This is a genomic window from Seleniivibrio woodruffii, assembly GCF_004339245.1.
In the GTDB taxonomy this organism is placed as follows: domain Bacteria; phylum Chrysiogenota; class Deferribacteres; order Deferribacterales; family Geovibrionaceae; genus Seleniivibrio; species Seleniivibrio woodruffii.
Window position 1 is genome coordinate 323717 of the sequence record NZ_SMGG01000004.1, and the last position, 18591, is coordinate 342307.

Genomic DNA, 18591 nt, shown 5'->3' on the forward strand with positions numbered 1-18591 from the left:
TGCGTATAGTCTAGATTATCGTGTTCGAATAAACAAATAAACCCAAACATCGGGGGTGTTAAATCTAATGGGGCTTTTCGACATTTTTTCCAATGACTTAGCAATTGATCTTGGCACAGCCAATACTCTTATATATGTAAAGGGCAAAGGGGTTGTCTGTTCCGAACCCAGTGTTGTTGCCATCAACAACATTAACAATGAGGTTCTTGCTGTGGGCAGCGAGGCAAAAAGCATGCTGGGACGTACTCCCGCAAACATAGTTGCCATCCGCCCTATGAAAGACGGTGTTATCGCAAACTTTGAGGTCACAGAGCGCATGCTTAAGAACCTCATTCAGAAAGTTCACAACAGAAAATCACTGGTCAGACCCAGAATAGTAATATGCGTTCCCTCAGGCGTTACACAGGTTGAGAAACGTGCAGTTAAAGATTCAGCCATTCAGGCGGGCGCCCGTGAGGTTTATCTGGTTGAAGAGCCTATGGCTGCGGCCATCGGTGCGGGACTTCCCATTGAAGATCCGTCAGGCAACATGGTTGTCGATATCGGCGGCGGTACCACAGAAGTTGCCGTAATCTCTCTTTCAGGGATTGTTTATTCTAACTCCGTTCGTGTGGGCGGGGATGAGATGGATGATTCAATTGTCAGCTACGTGAAGCGAAAGTATAACCTGCTTATCGGTAACGGAACGGCAGAACAGATTAAGATGAAGATAGGCTCATGTTTTCCCATGGAAAACGAAATGAGTATTAAGATAAAAGGTCGGGATCTTGTTACGGGCATACCTAAGACTATTGACATTACAGATGCCGAAGTCAGAGAAGCTCTGGACGAAGCAGTATCAAAAATTATTGATGCCGTGCGTATCGCTCTGGAGAAAACTCCGCCTGAGCTTTCAGCGGACATAGTTGACAGAGGTATCGTACTGACAGGTGGCGGAGCTTTGCTTAAAGGACTCGACAAACGTCTTTCCCATGAAACCGGACTGCCCATCATAGTGGCTGACGATCCGCTTCTGGCCGTTGCTATCGGCGCAGGAAAAGTGCTTGACAACATCGAGCTTCTGAAAAAAGTAACAATAGACTAGGGTAATCGGCAGCGGGGCAGATGAAACTTTGGAAAAAATCCCTTATTGCTTTTATCGCCCTGCTGATCCTTGTTATCATTCAGGCGAGAAATCCTGAGATAAAAGGACCTTTCAGGGGCATAATAGGCAATTTTGTCAATCCCCTCGTATATTACACTGAAAAGAGCTTCAGCTTTTTCAGCGATATATGGAGCGGGTATATCAATCTGGTGGACGTGCGCAGGCAGAACGACAGGCTGAAAGAGGCCAACGGTCAGCTCATGCTCGAAAATTCACTTCTGCGTGAGCAGGTGAAGGAGCACGGACGCATAGCCAGACTCCTCAAGTTCAAAGACTATTCAGATCTTGACTTTGTTCCCACAACAGTCATCGGACGTAACGTTAAAGGTTATCTCAAGTTCATAGTCATAGACAGGGGCAGCCGTGACGGGATCAAACGTCAGGATCCGGTCATCAGCTTCAACGGTCTGGTGGGCATGGTTCGTGAGGTATATCCGGACAGTGCCGAGGTTGAGGTTGTGCTCAGCCCCGCCAGCAACGTATCCGTTATGAACAACAGAACCCGCACTGTGGGTATGGTTCGCGGAAACGGCCACGGCGGAATGACGGTGGATTTTTACGACAGGCTTGACGGAGTTAAAAAAGGCGACACAATGGTAACATCCGGTCTGGGCGGGGTATATCCCAAAGGGCTTGTGGTGGGCTACGTTGACAACGTTAAAACTGCGGAAACCGGACTTTTCAAGATCATGACCATCAGTTCGAAGGTCAGGTTTGAAAAACTTGAGAATGTTCTGGTGATCAGACAGCAATGAAAGGGTTTAAGTACACATACCTGATCCTTTTTCTGATCATAATCCTTTTTCATGTGCTTTCTCTGGTGGCGGATCTTGTATTTTCCAGATTCGACTTTCTGGTTGTGCTCTTCCTGCTTATCTATGAAATGATAGACGATGATAACTACATCTGGCTTTCGGTGCTCTTCGGAATCTATACCGACTATGCCAGAAACGGTTTTTTCGGCCCCGGGGTAATGCTGTTTCTGCTGTTTTCCATAGCCAGATTCAAAGCGGATATAGTTATGGATATGACCAAGTTCAACTCAAAGGTTCTTCTTTATACGGCCATTTCGCTGGTCTACTGTGTTTTCAATGCCGGACTTTCGGGATATGATGCGGACTCAACAGCAATAATGGCTGTCAGCAGGACAATCCTCAACGTCCTTATAATCATAGGAATTGTGAAGTTCATGGAGTACAGACGTGCTTTTAAGAACGCTTAAAGACGAAATTCTTGAATATTTTAAAAAGCGTGCAATGTTCGGCTATGTTTTTCTGGGGCTTTTCTTCGCCTTCCTTGCCCTGCGTCTTTTCTATATGCAGGTGGTGAGCTATGAAAAGTTCAAGCAGCTCTCCGAGAACAACCGTATCCGTATCGTCCGCACTAAGGCCGACAGAGGCTTCATAAAGGACATAAAGGGACGTCTTCTGGTCAAAAACTCCCCCAGCTACGAGCTGAAGATAGTGAAAGAGGACGTGCAGGATCTGAACGCTATTCTGGATAAGCTGGAAAAGGTTCTGCCCATCGATAAGAAATACGCCATCAAGCAGGTTGAGAAATCGTATCTGTACGAGCCGGCGGTTATCCTGAGAGGGCTTTCCTTTAATCAGGTGGCCGAGATACTGGAACACTCCGACGACTATGCGGGGGTGGAGATAGGTCTTGAGGCTGTGAGAAGCTACATGGACAGCGACGCTTTCAGCCACGTTCTGGGCTATATGTCCGAAGTGAACGAGCAGGAGCTTCAGGGAAGCGACTATTATCGCTCCGGCGATATGATAGGCAAGACCGGAGTTGAAAAGGTATATGAGAAGCAGCTGAGAGGTGTTGACGGTGCGAAGCAGGTGGAGGTCGATTCCTACGGCCGCCCTGTGGAGATCCTCTCCGAAAAGCAAAGCATTCCGGGCGAAAACATCACCCTTACAATAGATTATGAAATACAGACCTTTCTGCACAGGCTTATGGATGGCAAAAAAGGTGCTGTGGTGGTCATGGATGTCAACAACTTCGATGTCCTTTCACTCTATTCAGCCCCCACGTTCAACCTTATGTCGTTCACTCCCTTTGCGACCTCTCAGGAGAGGCTTTCCATCATAAAAGATCCCACAAAACCCCTGCTCAACAGAGCCATTGAGGGACGCTATCCCCCCGGTTCGGTCTATAAGATTCTTATGGCCGTCATGGGGCTTATGGAGAAAAAGATCAATCCGGACAGCAGATTCACCTGCACAGGCGAAATGCAGTACGGTAACTTCAAATATAAATGCTGGAAAAAGGACGGACACGGAACAATCAACCTCGTGCAGGCCATTGAGGAATCATGCGACGTGTACTTCTATAATCTCGGTCTCATACTTGGTATAGACACCATTTACGACTATTCCAACAAGCTCTCTCTGGGACACAAGACGGGAATAGCACTGCCCAACGAAAAAGCAGGATTTTTTCCCAGCAGACAGTGGAAGAGGGATGTGCGGAAAGAGGGCTGGTATCCCGGCGAAACCATCATCACATCCATCGGTCAGGGCTATATAGCAACCACTCCGATCCAGATTGCCGTCATGCTCGGCGGTATCTTCAACGGCGGAAACATCTATACCCCTAATCTGGTGAGATATCTTGAAAATCCCGCCACAGGGCATACCAGAGTGCCGGAGCATGATCCGGTTCAGAAAGTGCATATCGACAAATGGGCGGCGGGTGTAGCCATGAAGGGTATGGTGAAGGTTGTGGACGGCGACAGAGCAACCGGCTACCGTGCTAAGGTTCCCGGCGTGACAATAGGCGGAAAAACCGGTACTGCGCAGGTGGTGAGCCTTAAGCGTACCGAGGATATGAATGAGGACGATATCCCCGAGCATTACAGAGACCACTCGTGGTTTGCGGCGGTCTTCCCTGCGGACAACCCGAAATACGTTGCCGTGGCGATGATAGAACACGGCGGAGCGGGCAGTAAAGGTGCGGCGCCCATAGTTGGCGCATTAGTAAATAAAATGGCGGATCTGGGCTATGTTAAGCGTGAAACTGGACAGGAAACACATTGAAAATTTCGATGTAGTCCTGCTCGTACTTCTCTTTATAATTACGACCATGGGCATTTTTGCCATCTACAGCGCAGGTTTCGATCCTGTTGACGGTAAGGTGCGCACATTTTACCTGAAGCAGTTCTATTTCCTGATTCTGGGATACGTTCTCTTTTTCGGTTTCAGCGCAATCGGCTATAAAAGGCTTGTAAAATATTCGTATGTATTATATTTTTTCGGGATTCTAATTCTGGTCGCAGTGCTTTTGATGGGGCACGAAGGGAAGGGTGCGGTTCGCTGGATATCCGTTGCGGGAATACGTATTCAGCCTTCGGAGTTCTTCAAATTCATCTGGGTAATAGTTCTGGCGAGGCTCTATATCGACTTCACCATGAACAAATACGGCATGCTTGACATAATAAAGAAACTGTTCATGTCCATGCCTCCTTTCCTGCTGGTTTTCCTCCAGCCCGACCTTGGCACGGGCGGAACCTATCTGGCTGTGTGGGGTATCGTCCTGCTTTTCATAGGCATCAAAAGGGTGACGCTGATGATCATCCTCGCAAGCCTCGTTTTTGCCGCTCCGCTTCTCTGGACTCACATGAAGCCCTATCAGAAGCAGAGGGTTGAAACATTTCTTAATCCCGAGGCCGATCCTTTCGGTTCGGGATATCACGTTATTCAGTCAAAGATCGCCATAGGTTCGGGCGGACTTTTCGGCAAGGGTTTCATGAACGGAACCCAGTCGCACCTTAAGTTCATCCCCGAACGCCATACAGACTTTATTTTCGCCGTTATTGCCGAGGAGTTCGGCTTTGTCGGAGGATGTGTGGTGATACTCATATTCTCCGGTCTGGTCTTCAGAATAATCTATATCGGGGTGAACTCCAAGGAGTCAGCGGGAAAGCTGGTCTGTGTTGCGGCTGCATCGCTCTTCTTCTTCCAGTTTTTCGTGAATATGGCTATGACGGTGGGCATGATGCCTGTTGTGGGTATCCCCATGCCTATGGTCAGCTACGGAGGTTCGTCCCTTGTTACATTCATGGCTATCTTGGGAATAGTGAACAGTGTTGCCATGAGGCGTTTTGACAGTCCCAGTGAGGAATAATGAAAGATTACAAAAAGCTCCTTAAAATTTCCAGACCCGCCAGATACATCAACGGCGAAATCAACTCAATCCATAAGACGCACGAGGGCAGGACATCATTTTGTCTTGTCTTTCCCGATGTTTATGAGGTCGGTATAAGCCATATCGGCTTTAAAATGCTCTATGAAAGGCTGAATCTCTGCGATGAGATTGTCTGCGAGCGGTTTTTTATGCCCTGGCCGGACGCCATCACCGAATATGGAAAGGAGATGTTCGTCAGCCTTGAATCCACAACAGATCTGAAAGACTTCGATGCGGTGGGTTTCAGCTTCCAGTATGAGCTTGCATACACCAACATGCTCAAAACCCTTAAAATGGCTGATATCGCCGTGCGCAGTGCGAACAGAGGCGAGTCCGACCCTATAATAATCGCAGGCGGCCCCTGCGTGGTCAACCCCATGCCCATTTCGGCTTTTGTTGACGTGTTTTTTGTCGGCGAATCCGAAGTGACACTGCCCGAAGCCATGAAGGCTATCCACGGCATGAAGGGTGCAACGAGGGCTGAAAAGATAGCCTATCTGAATACTCTTCCTTTCACATATGTGCCTGAAATAGACCCCGACAAGCATGTGAAGCGTTCCATACACACAGGCTTTTCGGACGACTACACCATAAAGGATCTTATAGTTCCCGCAATCCCTGCCGTTCAGGACAGGGTGGCGGTTGAAATATCCAGAGGGTGCACCAGAGGGTGCAGGTTCTGTCAGGCGGGAATAATCTATCGCCCCAACCGTGAGCGCAGTGTGGACAGCGTCGCCTGCGATGCTCTCTATCAGTTGGATAAGACCGGATATCTGGAAACGTCCCTTCTGTCCCTTTCCGCCTCTGACTACAGCAGGCTGGAAGAGCTGCTGGTGACCATGGCGCAGCTTACTCAGGAGCGCAAGGTCTCTCTGGCTCTGCCCTCAATCCGTGCGGACAGAATAAAGGAATATATCTTCCGTGAGCTTTCAAAGGTGCGCAAGGCGGGATTTACAATAGCCCCCGAGGCCGGCTCGCAGCGTATGCGTGATTCCATTAACAAAGGACTGACCGAGGAGACCATTCTGGAAGCTGTTCATAAGGCATCCGATGCCGGATGGAACGGTGCAAAGCTCTATTTTATGATGGGACTTCCCGGTGAGACACTTGAGGACGTTCTGGCCATTGCAGAGCTTGCCAGAAAAGCGAAATATCTGCGAAAGGGCAGGTTCGCAATAAAGGTCTCTGTGTCCAACTTCGTTCCGAAACCCCATACTCCTTATCAGTGGTGGGGACAGAACAGCGGCGACGAATTTTATGAAAAACGCCAGAAGCTCAAAGAACTTCTGTTAAAGTACAAGATTCCCCATGCCTTCCACGGCATCAAAACAAGCGTTCTTGAGGGAGCGTTCGCCAGAGGCTCAAAAGAGCTTTGTGATGTCATTGAATACGCCTCTGAAAAGGGTGCTATGTTCGATGCATGGACGGAGTTCTTCAACTTCTCCATCTGGGAGGAGGCTTTCGCCAAGTTTGGCTTTACCGTTGCCGACTTCGCCCAGCGCTCATACAAGCGCACGGAGAGACTCCCCTGGGAGAATATCGATTCCGGTGTTACGAACGATTTCCTGTGGGATGAGTATCTGAAATCACAGTCTCTGGAGCTGACCTCCGACTGTACGGACGGCCAGTGCCACATGTGCGGTGTATGCGATTTCAAAGAGATAAAGAACACCTTTGCGGATAAGTCCGAACGAGTGTTCGAACCTGCACAGGAGACGGATGATCAGAAATTCACCAGATATGCCATGGTGTTTTCCAAGACTGAGAGGCTGAGCCTTCTGTCGGCTATCGAAACCCAGAGGCTGTTCACTCACGTTCTGACCATTTCAAAGTTCGGGCTGAAATTCACTCAGGGATTCAATCCCCAGCCGAAACTCAGCTACGTTCAGGCGGCTTCAACAGGTCTTGAGGGGCTGAACGAGGTGCTGATATTCGAGTCTGAAAAGATCGACGACGTTCAGGCGGCGATAGATAAACTGAATGATATTCTACCCAGATGGGTGCGCATAAAGAGTATGACGGAGTTCCCTGTGAACCCCAGACATTTTGACGTATACGTCCGTTTCGGCTTCGGAAAGGAGTTTATGGACATCTTCCGTGCAAAATTTGAAGCGGGCGAAGCAAAATATGATAAACTCAACAAGAAGGGTCTGCCGAAGGTGATGGACTCCAAAGATTTCGTTGCGCACATGGGTGAAGACTACGTTGTGTTTAAAACCGAAACCACGGGCAACTTCAACTGTTTCGAATATTTCGAAAGCCTCGGCTATGAGCGTCCGGCGGTTGATATAGTCCGCAGAAACGTGTATCTGGTGCCGAAAGAGGGGGACGATGCGGTCGGAACCGATATATAAGGCATTTCTGGAAGAGATCTATCAAAAATACAATAATATAAAATATATCGACACCGATCCTGTGTTCTTTCCTCATGCATATGAGGGAAACAGAGAATACGTTGCACTGACGGCGGCAGTGTTCGCCTACGGCAACGTAAAGGCCATAAAGGGCTTCATAAGGTCATATCTGGACTATTACGGCACAGACCCTCTGGCGGCGGCAAAACCCTCCGGCGGTCTGTATTACAGGTTTCAGAAGAAGAACGACATCGAGTATTATGCGGAGCTTATGCGCAGGCTTTACGGCGAATACGGCTCCATCGAGAATATTTTCGCATACAGGGACACGCTGGAGGAGGGGATCCTCCTTTTCCATGAGCTTATAAAGAAGTATGCGGCGGATGCTGACTCCGGTTTCCATTTCCTGTTCCCTAATCCGGTGACATCCGGTTCAAAGCGTCTGAGGATGTTTCTGCGCTGGATGATACGCAAGGACGAGGTGGACTTCGGACTCTGGACAAAATTCAGCTCGTCTGAACTTATGATGATAATAGATACCCACATTCTGCGGTTTGCGAAGAACAACGGAATTTTAACTAACGACTCGGCAACGAGGGCAAATCTGGAAAAAGTGAGTGCTTTTTTCAGGAATATGAACCCCGAAGACCCTGCAAAATATGACTTTGCTCTCACCCGTCTGGGGATAGTTTCCGGCTGTAAGTATCTGAGCAGTATAGCTTGCGGAACATGCGGTCATAACGCCGGATGTGTATTCAAAGATTGATATATAGTCATTTAAAATGTGCTCTCATGCATTGACAAAGCATGAAAAAAGTATAGTATAAAACTTGAACGTATCTTATGGAGGATTGCGATGGCAGCAGAACTTAACGAAGCTAGTTTTCAAACTGAAGTGATTGATTCAGGCATGCCTGTTCTTGTGGATTTCTGGGCTGTTTGGTGCGGACCTTGCAGAATGCTGACTCCCACAATAGAATCTCTCGCTTCAGAATACGCAGGCAAAGTCAAAGTTGCTAAGGTCAACGTTGACGAAAATCAGCAGCTTGCAGCCAAATACGGCATCATGAGCATACCCACAGTTATGGTTTTCAAAGACGGCAAAGTCGTTGAACAGTTCATCGGTGTTCAGCCCAAAGGCGTATACGAAGACGCTCTCAAAAGGTACATATAACCTTTAACGGATCCCATCCGTTTTAAATCCGCATATAAGGCACCTGCGGGTGCTTTCATGAAGGCAGTTTTGCAGAAAACTGCCTTTTTTTCGTTTATCAGCTGAATTTTTATCTTATTGATGCAGGTCAAAGAATTATTAATTTTTTGAACATATTCTACAGTTGAATGATAATGAATATCATTTTCCCTTGACGCACTGTCGTGATAATGATAATTGTTTTCATCATACTTAGTGTGTTTTTAATTTTATAATAGATGAGGGAGATCGAAATGATTATTTCCATGAGAAAGATGAAGGACAATCAAAAGGGCAGGATTGTCAAGGTCAACTGCGAAGGCGAACTTCGTCAGCGGATCAACGACATGGGTCTGACCTCAGGAGCAGAGTTTAAAGTTATCGGCCGTGCACCGCTTTTTGACCCTGTTGCTCTCAAAATAAGGGGATTCACCATCACCCTGCGGAACAACGAAGCGGATCATATTGAAGTGGAGGTTATTGATTAATGAAAAGCGTTGCAATTGCGGGCAACCCGAACTGCGGGAAAACATCCCTCTTTAACAACATCACCGGAGCTAACTACCACGTTGCAAACTATCCCGGTGTGACGGTTGAGAAAAAGGAAGCGAAGATCAAACATAACGGCGAAGAGTTCGTTATTGTGGATCTTCCCGGAACCTACAGCCTCAGCCCTTATTCTCTGGAAGAAAAAGTAGCCAGAGACTATGTGGTGAACGAAAAACCGGACGTAATCATAAACGTTCTGGATGCTTCAAACCTAGAAAGAAACCTTTATATGTTCGTTCAGTTCATGGAGATGGGCGCACCCGTTATGGCCGCTCTGAACATGGTGGACGTTGCGAAACTCAGAAAGATTAACATCGATATCAAAGCACTGGGCGAAAAACTGAACGTTCCGGTGATAGAGACAGTTGCCCGTGAGAACAAGGGTACGAAAGAGCTTCTGGATGAGGTTGCCAAGTTCGGCGCAAGCCAGAAGAAATCATCTCCCCTTGATATATCCTACGGTCCCGACATCGACGAAGTTCTCGTTAAAATGGAGACCAAGATCAAAGATGCAGGCTTCATGACTGCGAAATACCTTCCCAGATGGGTTGCTCTGAAATACCTTGAGAACGATGAGCAGATCGTTTCCGAGGGTGCGGAGACTGGCGGCGTTCACCATGAGCTTTCCGCAATGGCAGAAAAACTGAACAGCCACATCAAAACCACTCAGAAGACAACGGCTGAAAACCTTATTGCCGACTACAGATACGGCTATATCAGCTCAATCCTCAAGTCTGTGGTTAGCCATGAGGATTCACCCCTTGACAGGCTTTACCTCAGCGACCGCATAGATCAGGTGCTCACCAACAAGGTGCTCGGCCCCATGATCATGCTCGGTTTCCTTTACCTTATATATGAGTTCACATTCTGGGCGAGCGAATATCCCGTTATGTGGCTTGAAAGCCTGTTCGGCTGGCTCGGCGGTGTTGCAGATGCAGGCATGTCCGAAGGGCTGCTTAAATCCCTTGTAACCTCCGGTATCATCGACGGTGTGGGCGGGGTTCTGGGCTTTGCGCCTCTGATCCTCTTCATGTTCTTTGCGATAGCGTTCCTTGAGGACTCAGGCTATATGGCAAGAACTGCCTATATGCTTGACAGGGTGTTCCGTATTTTCGGTCTTCAGGGGAACTCGGTTGTTTCATACATCGTTTCCGGCGGTATCGCAGGAGGATGTGCAGTTCCCGGTGTTATGGCGGCCAGAACCATCAAAGGCGAAAAAGAACGGCTTATAACAATTCTTACGGCACCTTTCATGCCTTGCGGCGCAAAACTTCCCGTTTATGCACTGCTTATAAAAGCTTTCTTCCCTGAGAACGAAGCCGGAGCAATGCTCGGCATAACTCTTCTCAGCTGGCTTCTTGCTCTCAGTATAGCAAGGATCCTCGGAACGTTCTTTGTTAAAGAACCCGATTCGGCGTTCGTAATGGAGCTTCCTCCCTACAGAATGCCCACTCTGAAAGGCCTTACCATCCATGCATGGGAAAGATGCTGGATGTACGTCAGAAAGGCGGGTACAGTTATCCTTGCCATCTCTATCCTTCTTTGGGCAATGATGACCTTTCCCCAGCTTTCAGAAAAACAGCTTGAAGTATATGAGAACCAGCGTCAGGAGATCGCCGCACAGCTCGACCCCGCAGTTGTGGAAGAGGGCAGCTCCGATGCTGAGGAAGTGTCTGCCCCTGCTCAGGAATATCGAGACCTTATCGCAGAGGTTGACGCAAGGGAAGCCGGAGACGGACTGGCGAACTCTCTTGCCGGACGTCTCGGAAAATCTTTCGAACCTGTAACTCAGTTTGCAGGATTTGACTGGAGAACCAATATTGCTCTTATAGCGGGTATTGCCGCAAAAGAGGTCGTGGTTGCGTCTCTCGGAACCGCATACTCACTGGGAGAGGTTGACCCCGAAGAGACAGATTCGCTGGCAGACAAGCTGGTTAAATCCGGCTGGACAACCGCCAATGCGATATCTCTTCTGGTGTTCACAATGCTGTACTCTCCGTGTTTTGTAACTGTTGTTGCAATACGCAAGGAGACAGGCTCAACCAAGTGGGCGATGTTCTCGCTGGTGGTGTATACACTGGTGGCGTTCATAGCGTCGATAGCAGCGTTCCAGATTCTGTCGTAACCTCACGGAGGTGAGATATGGTATCTAACATAATACTGCTCGTGATAGTTGCATGGGCGGCTGGCTATGCCGGATATAAGGTCTGGCAGGCTTATAAACAGGCCAGAAGCGACAAGTCGATGACATGTGCATGCAGCGGTTGTTCAAGCAGCTGTTCGGCAGCAAAAAAATAATTTGGGGGAGCGAAAGCTCCCTCTTTTTTTGTCCGAATGAATAAGTAGTTATAAGTTAATGATTTTTTATATATGTCATATACTTGTGGCAATCCGAACGCATTTTGTGTATAATCTTTTCCGAGGATAGCAAAAGTTTGCCACTACTTCTGGTAGTATCAAAATGTTGTTAAACGGAGTATACCAATGTTAGCTAAAACTTCACCAAAACCAAGTTTTTGCAAAAGTCATACACGGTGCAAACCGTGTCCCGCAATTGGCCGTTGGTGGCAACATTTTCCGGGCTTTGCTTCCAACGGCATTTTTTTATGCCTTATCACATTAAACGGAAATTTTATATATGCTTAAACGTAAAGAGCTGACATCCATACTGGATTTTTCTCTCGAACTGCTCAACCTGCGCACATATTCCGGATTCACGTCCACTGTGATGGGGCTTAAGGGGCTTTTCGAATTCGACTTTGTCCACATCGGCGCCGTGTATTTTTCGGAAGAATGGAAAATGCAGACCTTCTACACCAACCTGAACGTTATGAAGGAATGGTCGCCCTATCAGTATTCAACCAGCCACGCACCCAACGATCCGGTCTATCACATGGTGAGTGCCGGAAAGACAATGATGTGGTGGGAGGAGCTTCCTCCGGCCATAACTACTGCTGTGGGCACTGAAAGCAGCCTACCTAACCTTTGCGGCTACAGTTTCAGCAAAGTGGCTCCGGATAAATCCAGAACAGCGGTCATCTCGTTCGGCGGCAGAGAGTTTTTTAAAAACGAAAGAACAGAGGAACTCCTCTACTATATATATCCCCACCTTGCAAACGCCTATTACAGACTCAGCGAAATGAACGATATCGACCCCGGACTGATCAGCGGGCGTGAGATGGATGTTCTGAGATGGCTTAAGGCAGGCAAAACATCATGGGAAATATCAAAAATTCTTGATATCAGCGAAAATACGGTCAACTTCCACATAAAGAATATTAAGAGAAAACTGAACGCCACAAACCGCCAGCATGCGGTGGCGATCGCAATAGCCAACAGCATAATCTCTTAGACTTCGCTGTCTTCGTGAAGTGTGACCCTGTTTCTGCCTTGCTGCTTTGAGATATACAGAGCGGCATCCGCCTTTGAAAAGGTGCTGTTAGCCGTGTCATCCGGCGAAGGGACAGCGCTGTAAACACCTGCCGATATTGTCAGATATTCATCAGCTCCGCTTGCCGCATGTTCAATCTTGAGATTATAGATATGCTCTCTTATTGTTTCAAAAAATTCAAACGATTCCTTCGGTGACATGTCGATGCATATGACGGCAAACTCCTCGCCGCCTATGCGGAATGCATGATCCCCCGCACGTTTCAGGAGCATTTTCAGCGTCATTGCAACTCTTCTGAGGACTTTATCCCCCTTAAGGTGGCCGTAGGTGTCGTTATAATCCTTGAAGTAGTCAACGTCGATTATGGCCAGAGTCAGGAATGACCTGTTGCGCTGTGCTCTGCGAACCTCGTTTTCAAGGAGCCTGTTGAAGTGGCTTTTGTTGAAAAGGGTAGTGTGTTCGTCTGTGATAGTCAGTTCCTCGACCCGTTTTCTGTCGGTTATATCTGTTATGATGGATGAATAGCCGATGAAATTGCCCTTATCGTCCATTCTGGGGATAATATTGGCATTGACCCAGAAGACAGTTCCGTCCTTTTTAATGTTCTTTATGTCGCCGTTCCATGAGTTTCCGCTGACAACGGCGTTCCATATCTGTCGGGACTGGTTCTGGTCGATATCCGGATGTTTTATGATAGTGTGTGCAGCTCCGATCAGCTCATCTCTGGTGTAGCCGGAGATATCGCAGAATGCAGTGCTGACACCCGTAAGTGTTCCGTTTGCGTCAGCTTCTGAATATATCACATACTGATCGATAATATTATGGGTATATGTAAGTTCGTCGATCGCCTGTTTCAGGGTTTCGTTGGTCTTATCCAGCTTCCGTATGTATATGTTGAAGCCCATATTTGTGATCAGAAGTATCACAGCGGCTGCCAGAATACTGAAAATGATAAGTATTAATATGTCATAGCGGATCTCATCCACATCGGACGTAATGTCGATTGCGGCAACCAGTGTGGCAATATTCTTTCCTTCATAGCTGTTCAGTTTGAGAACAGGGGCTATCATATAATTGCGCCCGTCCTCTTTGTATGTTCCGAATTTTTTGTCCTGCATTTCGGGCAGGGCTTTCCTGAAAAAATTATTGTAATCGGATAAGAGGTAACCGTTTCCGAATTTTATCAGCTCATCCTTCTCCTCAAGATTTTTCAGAGAAGAGGCTGTGAAAACAAATGCCAGTTTCTTGTCTCCGTGCTGGCTTCCCAGCAGGTGAGTGAAATATGTAGGGTCTATTCCGAATTCCACAGAGCCGATATGCTTGCCCTTTCCGTTGAAAACTGGCTGAACGATACGGTAGTATATTCCGTGGAATCCCGATTCCAGTCCGCTCTGGGGTATCTTTTCCCTGTTTGTTCTGGCGATGAGAGGCCGTGTTTTTGTGAGATCGTCTCCGTATTCCTCAGGCAGGTGAACCCGCAGAAGAGTGATGTTCTTTTCCGTATGGAAATGCATGTTCTTAAAAAAACTGCTTTCGCTTGCGAAAAGGTCAAAGTTTCTTTTTACCAGCGTGTAAAGCTTTATGCGGTCTCCGGACTCGATGGCGTCTATGACCTCTGTGTTGTCCAGGAGGTTGTATATGCGGGTGAAGTTGAGAACGTTCAGACTGCTCAGTTCGGAATTGTAAAAGGAGCGCAGGTGGTCGGTTTCGTGGGAGAGTTTATTTTCCAGTTTCTCTTTGAAACCAAGGTATGAAGCGAATATGAATGCGGCGAGAAGGAATACAAGTGTTACCGCCAGCCTTAATAAAGTGGTGTTTTTGATATTCCTGTATTGCTCTGTCATAGAGCAATTATACCTATATTTTTGTAGTTTTTGAAATAAAAAAGCCGGACATTGTGTGTCCGGCTTTCAAAAAGGTTTGTAAAAACCTGATTAATATCTTTTTCCGCCGAAGCCGCCTCTGCCGCCGCCTCTGTTGCCGCCGAAACCGCCGCCTCTGTTGCCACCCTCTTCACGGGGTTTAGCTTCGTTAACAGTGATGTTTCTGCCGCCGAAATCAGCGCCGTTGAACTGCTCGATAGCTGCTTTAGCTTCGTCGTTGTTTGACATTTCTACGAAACCGAAGCCTTTAGAACGGCCAGTCTCTCTGTCTGTGATGATGCGAGCGGAGTCAACGCTGCCAACGCCGCCGAAAAGAGCCGTAAGATCGTCTTCAGTTGTTCCGTAGCTAAGGTTTCCTACATAAATGTTCATATTAAATTCCTCAAAAATATTATTTGTCAAAACTTTCTCTGGGGGTGTGCAAAACGGACGTTTCACAGATCAACGGAACTTATGAACAATTATGCGGGTTAATATTGAGAACTCAATAGACAACGGCACTAAAACTGATCAGGGTCCGGTTCAAAATCCGGGTCAATTTGCAAACAACCATCAACCAAAATATCGGTCTGACATACTAACTATACATCTTAAAAAATAAATAGCAATAGAAAAATTAACATTATCAATATGCCCGTGAATTTGGGCAAAAAAAAGCGGGTCGTTAGACCCGCTTAGTTGTTGTTAGTATCTTTTGCCGCCGAAACCGCCTCTGCTGTTTCCGCCGCCGAAGCCGCCTCTGCTGCTGCCGCCGCCTCTGTTGAAGCCGCCGCTTCTGCCACCCTCTTCACGGGGTTTAGCTTCGTTAACTGTGATGCTTCTGTTGTCAAACTCAACGCCGTTGAATTTTTCGATAGCTGCTTTAGCTTCGTCGTTGTTAGACATTTCTACGAAGCCGAAGCCTTTTGAACGGCCGGTTTCTCTGTCAGTAACGATGCGTGCTGTGTCAACGCTGCCTGCTTTGCTGAAAAGTGATGTGAGATCGTCTTCTGTTGTGTTGTAGCTAAGGTTTCCTACATAAATGTTCATTTTGAACCCTCTAAAATATTTATTTTGTCAAAACTGTAAACGGGAATGGTGTGCAAAGACTTTCATCGTACTTAGAAACGGGATGGTGAACAATTCTGACGATAAATATTGAAGGATCAATAGAAAGCGGCATACTGATCAGGGTCCGGTTCAAAAATCCGGTTTAAATTTGCGAACAACCTGCAACCGATGTTTCGGTCTGACAGTGCTTACTATACAGAGTAAAAAATAAATAGCAAGGGGAAAATAAAAAAATATCAATAAAATAAAAAAGCGGGTCGAAATGACCCGCTTTAAAGACTCTTTTATCAGAGAATTAATATCTTCTGTTTCCGCCGCCGCCGAAGCCGCCGCCTCTGGGTCCGCGTCCTGCGGGTCTTTCCTCTTTAGGCTTGGCTTCGTTGACAGTTATGTTTCTGCTTAAAAATTCGGTTCCGTTGAATTTTTCGATAGCCGCCTTAGCTTCTTCGTTGTTGGGCATTTCAACAAAGCCGAAACCTTTTGAACGTCCGGTTTCTCTGTCTTTGATGATGCGTGCTGAGTCCACCGCTCCGGCAGTGGAGAAAAGCTCTACCAGATCCTCTTCTTTTGTCTGATAGCTGATGTTACCTACATAAATGTTCATATACAACCCTTTGACCGCATAAGGTCATTTAATGTGATGGTCAAAGAATAACCTAAAAAACAGACAAATCAAGAGGAAAATTCCGAACTGAAAGCCTCTTTGAGAAAAAAATAGCCGTTTAACATCTTTAACGTTGAAAAATCCTTTGGGGCTGTTAATGTATTGTGTTATACATGATTTTATTAATGAATTACGGAGCTTAAAAATATGGCTGAAAAGATCTGGGACCTGAAATGGATGGCATGGGAGATAACCTCCAAATGCAACCTGAAATGTGTGCACTGCCGTTCATCCTCAGGCATACATTCCGCTGTGGGTGACTTCACCCTTGAGAAGGCGAAAAAATTTGTCGACGAACTGACAGAGTTCGCCAAGCCTGTGGTGGTGCTCACTGGCGGAGAGCCTCTTATGCGTGAGGATGTCTTCGACATCGCCGCATACGGCACAGAAAAGGGATTGCGCATGGCTATGGCCACCAACGGAACCCTTGTTAATGATGAGACCTGCGAAAAGATCAAAGCGGCAGGGATACGCATAGTATCGCTCAGCCTCGACGGTTCCACTCCTGCGGTTCACGATGACTTCCGTCAGCAGGAAGGCTCTTTTCAGGCGGTTATGGACGCAGCGGCATACTTCCGCAAGCACGATATCAAATTTATAATCAACTCGTCATTCGCTAAAAGAAACCAGCACGACATAGTGGCAACATACAGGCTGGCAAAATCACTTAAGCCCACGGCATGGTACATGTTCCTTATCGTACCCACAGGCAGAGGCGAAGAGCTGATGAAAGAGCTTATCAGCAAAGAGGACTACGAAGAGATCCTTAACTGGCACTATGAAATGGAGAGGGGAGAGGACGAGATCATGGTTCGTCCCACCTGTGCACCTCAGTATTACAGAATATGGGCCGACCGCAGCAAAGAGGCTGGGCTGGACAAAGAGCGCAGAAACCTCAGCTTCGGAACAGGCGGCGGAAAAGGCTGTATCGCCGGCCAGACAATCGCACTGGTCAACTCCAAAGGCGACGTGCTTCCCTGCTCATATTTCCCTGTTACGGCGGGCAACGTTTTCGAAACCCCCTTCAAGGAGATTTGGGACGGTTCAAAACTCATGAACGACATGAGAAACTTTAAGGAATACGAAGGCAAATGCGGCGTCTGCAAACACCTCGGCGTTTGCGGCGGATGCCGTGCGAGAGCCTATGCCGTTTCCGGTGACTACATGGCGGAAGAACCCTTCTGCGACTACATCCCTGCCAATTATATCTGCAAATAAAAATTTTCTGCGGGTGTTTTATAATTGATAAGACACCCGCACCCCTTACCATTCCTAAACTTTCACACCACACGCTCTTTTATATCCCAATAATGAACATTTACTGTCTTGACATGGTACAAATTATGTTTTAAAATCCCGAAGACTTAGGGGAGTCGTATGAAGATAATTTCGCTCCAGCTTCCTGTAAGCCTTTCAAGGGTCGATGAAAACCTTCGGAGATTTAAAGAAGGCATATCGCAAGTGGTTGATAATGAAGATTCTATTATCATCCTGCCTGAGATGTGGGCATGCGGTTTCGACTATGGCAGACTGGTTGAAATTTCCGAAAGAACACTCTCTGTAGTTGAGGAGATACAAGGTATCATAAATGATAATACGCTTGTAATCTCATCGCTACCTGAAAGAAATCAAAACAAGGTTTTTAATGCTGTGTATGCGGTGACAAAAAACGGAATCGCCGCAACCTACAGAAAGAACTTCCTTTTTTCTCCCACCAGGGAGGATGAATACATAGATAGGGGCAGGGGGGTTACGGTCTTCGACTTTAAAGGATCGAAGATCGGCCTGCTCTTATGTTATGAAGTCAGATTCCCCGAGATGTTTCGTATGACGGCGTTTGCCGGAGCGGATATAATAGCCGTGCCAGCAATCTGGCCTCAGATGAAAAAGGAACACTGGCTCACGCTTATGCGCGCACGGGCAATTGAAAACCAGTGCTATGTGGCAGGAGCAAACACCAGCGTGATGCAGGGGAAAAAAGATATGCCGTGCGGTTTTTCCGCTGCATTCGACCCATGGGGTGAACCGCTGTTTGAACCCGTTGCGGAAGAAGGAATATTTTGTGCCTATGCAGATAAAAATATAGTTGAGGATGTTAGAACAAAAATTCCCAGTTTCTATGATGCCAGGGAGTTTTTCGGTTAAAATGTAATAACGGTTGATACTACTCAAA

Annotated in this window: 18 protein-coding genes; 14 read left to right on the plus strand and 4 right to left on the minus strand. The window is 47.2% G+C overall.

The annotated features are described in order from the left end of the window. Positions 1-67 precede the first annotated feature (67 nt). The 12 genes from C8D98_RS07570 (at position 68) to C8D98_RS07625 (ending at position 12782) form a co-directional block, all read left to right on the plus strand. Positions 68-1084: a rod shape-determining protein gene (locus tag C8D98_RS07570; RefSeq protein ID WP_132873524.1), complete on the plus strand. Its 1017-nt coding sequence runs from the start codon at positions 68-70 to the stop codon at positions 1082-1084. Between the two features lie 20 nt (positions 1085-1104). After that, the gene (gene mreC / locus C8D98_RS07575) at positions 1105-1899 is read left to right on the plus strand and encodes a rod shape-determining protein MreC (RefSeq protein WP_132873526.1); all 795 of its coding nucleotides are present in this window, start codon (positions 1105-1107) and stop codon (positions 1897-1899) included. Then, positions 1896-2366, plus strand: coding sequence for a hypothetical protein (locus C8D98_RS07580; RefSeq protein WP_132873527.1), 471 nt, complete (start codon positions 1896-1898; stop codon positions 2364-2366). Before mreC ends, C8D98_RS07580 begins: the two co-directional genes overlap by 4 nt. Further along, positions 2347-4188: a penicillin-binding protein 2 gene (gene mrdA, locus C8D98_RS07585; RefSeq protein ID WP_132873528.1), complete on the plus strand. Its 1842-nt coding sequence runs from the start codon at positions 2347-2349 to the stop codon at positions 4186-4188. The genes C8D98_RS07580 and mrdA overlap by 20 nt, the downstream gene beginning before the upstream one ends. Further along, entirely contained in the window at positions 4154-5275 is a 1122-nt protein-coding gene (gene rodA / locus C8D98_RS07590) for a rod shape-determining protein RodA (RefSeq protein ID WP_132873529.1), read from the plus strand. The genes mrdA and rodA overlap by 35 nt, the downstream gene beginning before the upstream one ends. Then, complete coding sequence (locus tag C8D98_RS07595) at positions 5275-7689, plus strand: TIGR03960 family B12-binding radical SAM protein (protein WP_132873530.1); 2415 nt, start codon at positions 5275-5277, stop codon at positions 7687-7689. Before rodA ends, C8D98_RS07595 begins: the two co-directional genes overlap by 1 nt. Further along, complete coding sequence (locus tag C8D98_RS07600) at positions 7667-8455, plus strand: TIGR02757 family protein (protein WP_132873531.1); 789 nt, start codon at positions 7667-7669, stop codon at positions 8453-8455. The genes C8D98_RS07595 and C8D98_RS07600 overlap by 23 nt, the downstream gene beginning before the upstream one ends. A 90-nt stretch (positions 8456-8545) precedes the next feature. After that, positions 8546-8863, plus strand: coding sequence for a thioredoxin (gene trxA, locus C8D98_RS07605; RefSeq protein WP_132873532.1), 318 nt, complete (start codon positions 8546-8548; stop codon positions 8861-8863). A gap of 272 nt (positions 8864-9135) precedes the next feature. Continuing rightward, positions 9136-9369 (plus strand): FeoA family protein, encoded by a 234-nt coding sequence (locus C8D98_RS07610; protein ID WP_132873533.1) that lies wholly within the window; start codon positions 9136-9138, stop codon positions 9367-9369. Then, positions 9369-11555, plus strand: a complete 2187-nt coding sequence (gene feoB, locus C8D98_RS07615) for a ferrous iron transport protein B (protein ID WP_132873534.1) — start codon at positions 9369-9371, stop codon at positions 11553-11555. The genes C8D98_RS07610 and feoB overlap by 1 nt, the downstream gene beginning before the upstream one ends. 17 nt (positions 11556-11572) lie before the next feature. Beyond that, positions 11573-11728 carry a FeoB-associated Cys-rich membrane protein gene (locus tag C8D98_RS07620; protein WP_132873535.1) on the plus strand — a complete coding sequence of 52 codons (156 nt, stop codon included), beginning with the start codon at positions 11573-11575 and terminating at the stop codon, positions 11726-11728. Between the two features lie 340 nt (positions 11729-12068). Beyond that, positions 12069-12782 (plus strand): helix-turn-helix domain-containing protein, encoded by a 714-nt coding sequence (locus C8D98_RS07625; protein WP_132873536.1) that lies wholly within the window; start codon positions 12069-12071, stop codon positions 12780-12782. On the opposite strand, the gene C8D98_RS07630 is transcribed toward C8D98_RS07625, so the two are convergent. From C8D98_RS07630 to rbp (C8D98_RS07645), 4 genes are all read right to left on the minus strand, one after another. After that, on the minus strand, positions 12779-14665 hold the full coding sequence (locus tag C8D98_RS07630) for a sensor domain-containing diguanylate cyclase (RefSeq protein WP_132873537.1): 1887 nt from the start codon (positions 14663-14665) through the stop codon (positions 12779-12781). The genes C8D98_RS07625 and C8D98_RS07630 overlap by 4 nt on opposite strands. A 90-nt stretch (positions 14666-14755) precedes the next feature. Further along, positions 14756-15076 (minus strand): RNA-binding regulator, encoded by a 321-nt coding sequence (gene rbp / locus C8D98_RS07635; protein WP_132873538.1) that lies wholly within the window; start codon positions 15074-15076, stop codon positions 14756-14758. Between the two features lie 312 nt (positions 15077-15388). Continuing rightward, on the minus strand, positions 15389-15733 hold the full coding sequence (gene rbp, locus C8D98_RS07640; RefSeq protein WP_132873539.1) for an RNA-binding regulator: 345 nt from the start codon (positions 15731-15733) through the stop codon (positions 15389-15391). 316 nt (positions 15734-16049) lie between these two features. Further along, on the minus strand, positions 16050-16358 hold the full coding sequence (gene rbp, locus C8D98_RS07645; RefSeq protein ID WP_132873540.1) for an RNA-binding regulator: 309 nt from the start codon (positions 16356-16358) through the stop codon (positions 16050-16052). Between the two features lie 207 nt (positions 16359-16565). Here rbp (C8D98_RS07645) and C8D98_RS07650 point away from each other — a divergent pair, with 207 nt between their 5' ends. Both C8D98_RS07650 and C8D98_RS07655 read left to right on the plus strand, forming a co-directional pair. After that, the gene (locus tag C8D98_RS07650; RefSeq protein ID WP_132873541.1) at positions 16566-17636 is read left to right on the plus strand and encodes a radical SAM/SPASM domain-containing protein; all 1071 of its coding nucleotides are present in this window, start codon (positions 16566-16568) and stop codon (positions 17634-17636) included. Positions 17637-17795: 159 nt separating this feature from the next. Continuing rightward, positions 17796-18563 carry a nitrilase-related carbon-nitrogen hydrolase gene (locus C8D98_RS07655; protein WP_132873542.1) on the plus strand — a complete coding sequence of 256 codons (768 nt, stop codon included), beginning with the start codon at positions 17796-17798 and terminating at the stop codon, positions 18561-18563. Positions 18564-18591 lie beyond the last annotated feature (28 nt).

What these genes read in the sequence shown, in the direction of transcription:
- rodA (WP_132873529.1), top strand. Translation starts at nt 4,154, where the DNA reads ATGTTAAGCGTGAAACTGGACAGGAAACACATTGAAAATTTCGATGTA.
- C8D98_RS07570 (WP_132873524.1), top strand. Translation starts at nt 68, where the DNA reads ATGGGGCTTTTCGACATTTTTTCCAATGACTTAGCAATTGATCTTGGC.
- C8D98_RS07625 (WP_132873536.1), top strand. Translation starts at nt 12,069, where the DNA reads ATGCTTAAACGTAAAGAGCTGACATCCATACTGGATTTTTCTCTCGAA.
- C8D98_RS07650 (WP_132873541.1), top strand. Translation starts at nt 16,566, where the DNA reads ATGGCTGAAAAGATCTGGGACCTGAAATGGATGGCATGGGAGATAACC.
- rbp (WP_132873539.1), bottom strand. Translation starts at nt 15,733, where the DNA reads ATGAACATTTATGTAGGAAACCTTAGCTACAACACAACAGAAGACGAT.
- feoB (WP_132873534.1), top strand. Translation starts at nt 9,369, where the DNA reads ATGAAAAGCGTTGCAATTGCGGGCAACCCGAACTGCGGGAAAACATCC.
- C8D98_RS07655 (WP_132873542.1), top strand. Translation starts at nt 17,796, where the DNA reads ATGAAGATAATTTCGCTCCAGCTTCCTGTAAGCCTTTCAAGGGTCGAT.
- rbp (WP_132873540.1), bottom strand. Translation starts at nt 16,358, where the DNA reads ATGAACATTTATGTAGGTAACATCAGCTATCAGACAAAAGAAGAGGAT.
- C8D98_RS07595 (WP_132873530.1), top strand. Translation starts at nt 5,275, where the DNA reads ATGAAAGATTACAAAAAGCTCCTTAAAATTTCCAGACCCGCCAGATAC.
- mreC (WP_132873526.1), top strand. Translation starts at nt 1,105, where the DNA reads ATGAAACTTTGGAAAAAATCCCTTATTGCTTTTATCGCCCTGCTGATC.
- C8D98_RS07620 (WP_132873535.1), top strand. Translation starts at nt 11,573, where the DNA reads ATGGTATCTAACATAATACTGCTCGTGATAGTTGCATGGGCGGCTGGC.
- trxA (WP_132873532.1), top strand. Translation starts at nt 8,546, where the DNA reads ATGGCAGCAGAACTTAACGAAGCTAGTTTTCAAACTGAAGTGATTGAT.
- C8D98_RS07580 (WP_132873527.1), top strand. Translation starts at nt 1,896, where the DNA reads ATGAAAGGGTTTAAGTACACATACCTGATCCTTTTTCTGATCATAATC.
- rbp (WP_132873538.1), bottom strand. Translation starts at nt 15,076, where the DNA reads ATGAACATTTATGTAGGAAACCTTAGCTACGGAACAACTGAAGACGAT.
- C8D98_RS07600 (WP_132873531.1), top strand. Translation starts at nt 7,667, where the DNA reads ATGCGGTCGGAACCGATATATAAGGCATTTCTGGAAGAGATCTATCAA.
- C8D98_RS07610 (WP_132873533.1), top strand. Translation starts at nt 9,136, where the DNA reads ATGATTATTTCCATGAGAAAGATGAAGGACAATCAAAAGGGCAGGATT.
- C8D98_RS07630 (WP_132873537.1), bottom strand. Translation starts at nt 14,665, where the DNA reads ATGACAGAGCAATACAGGAATATCAAAAACACCACTTTATTAAGGCTG.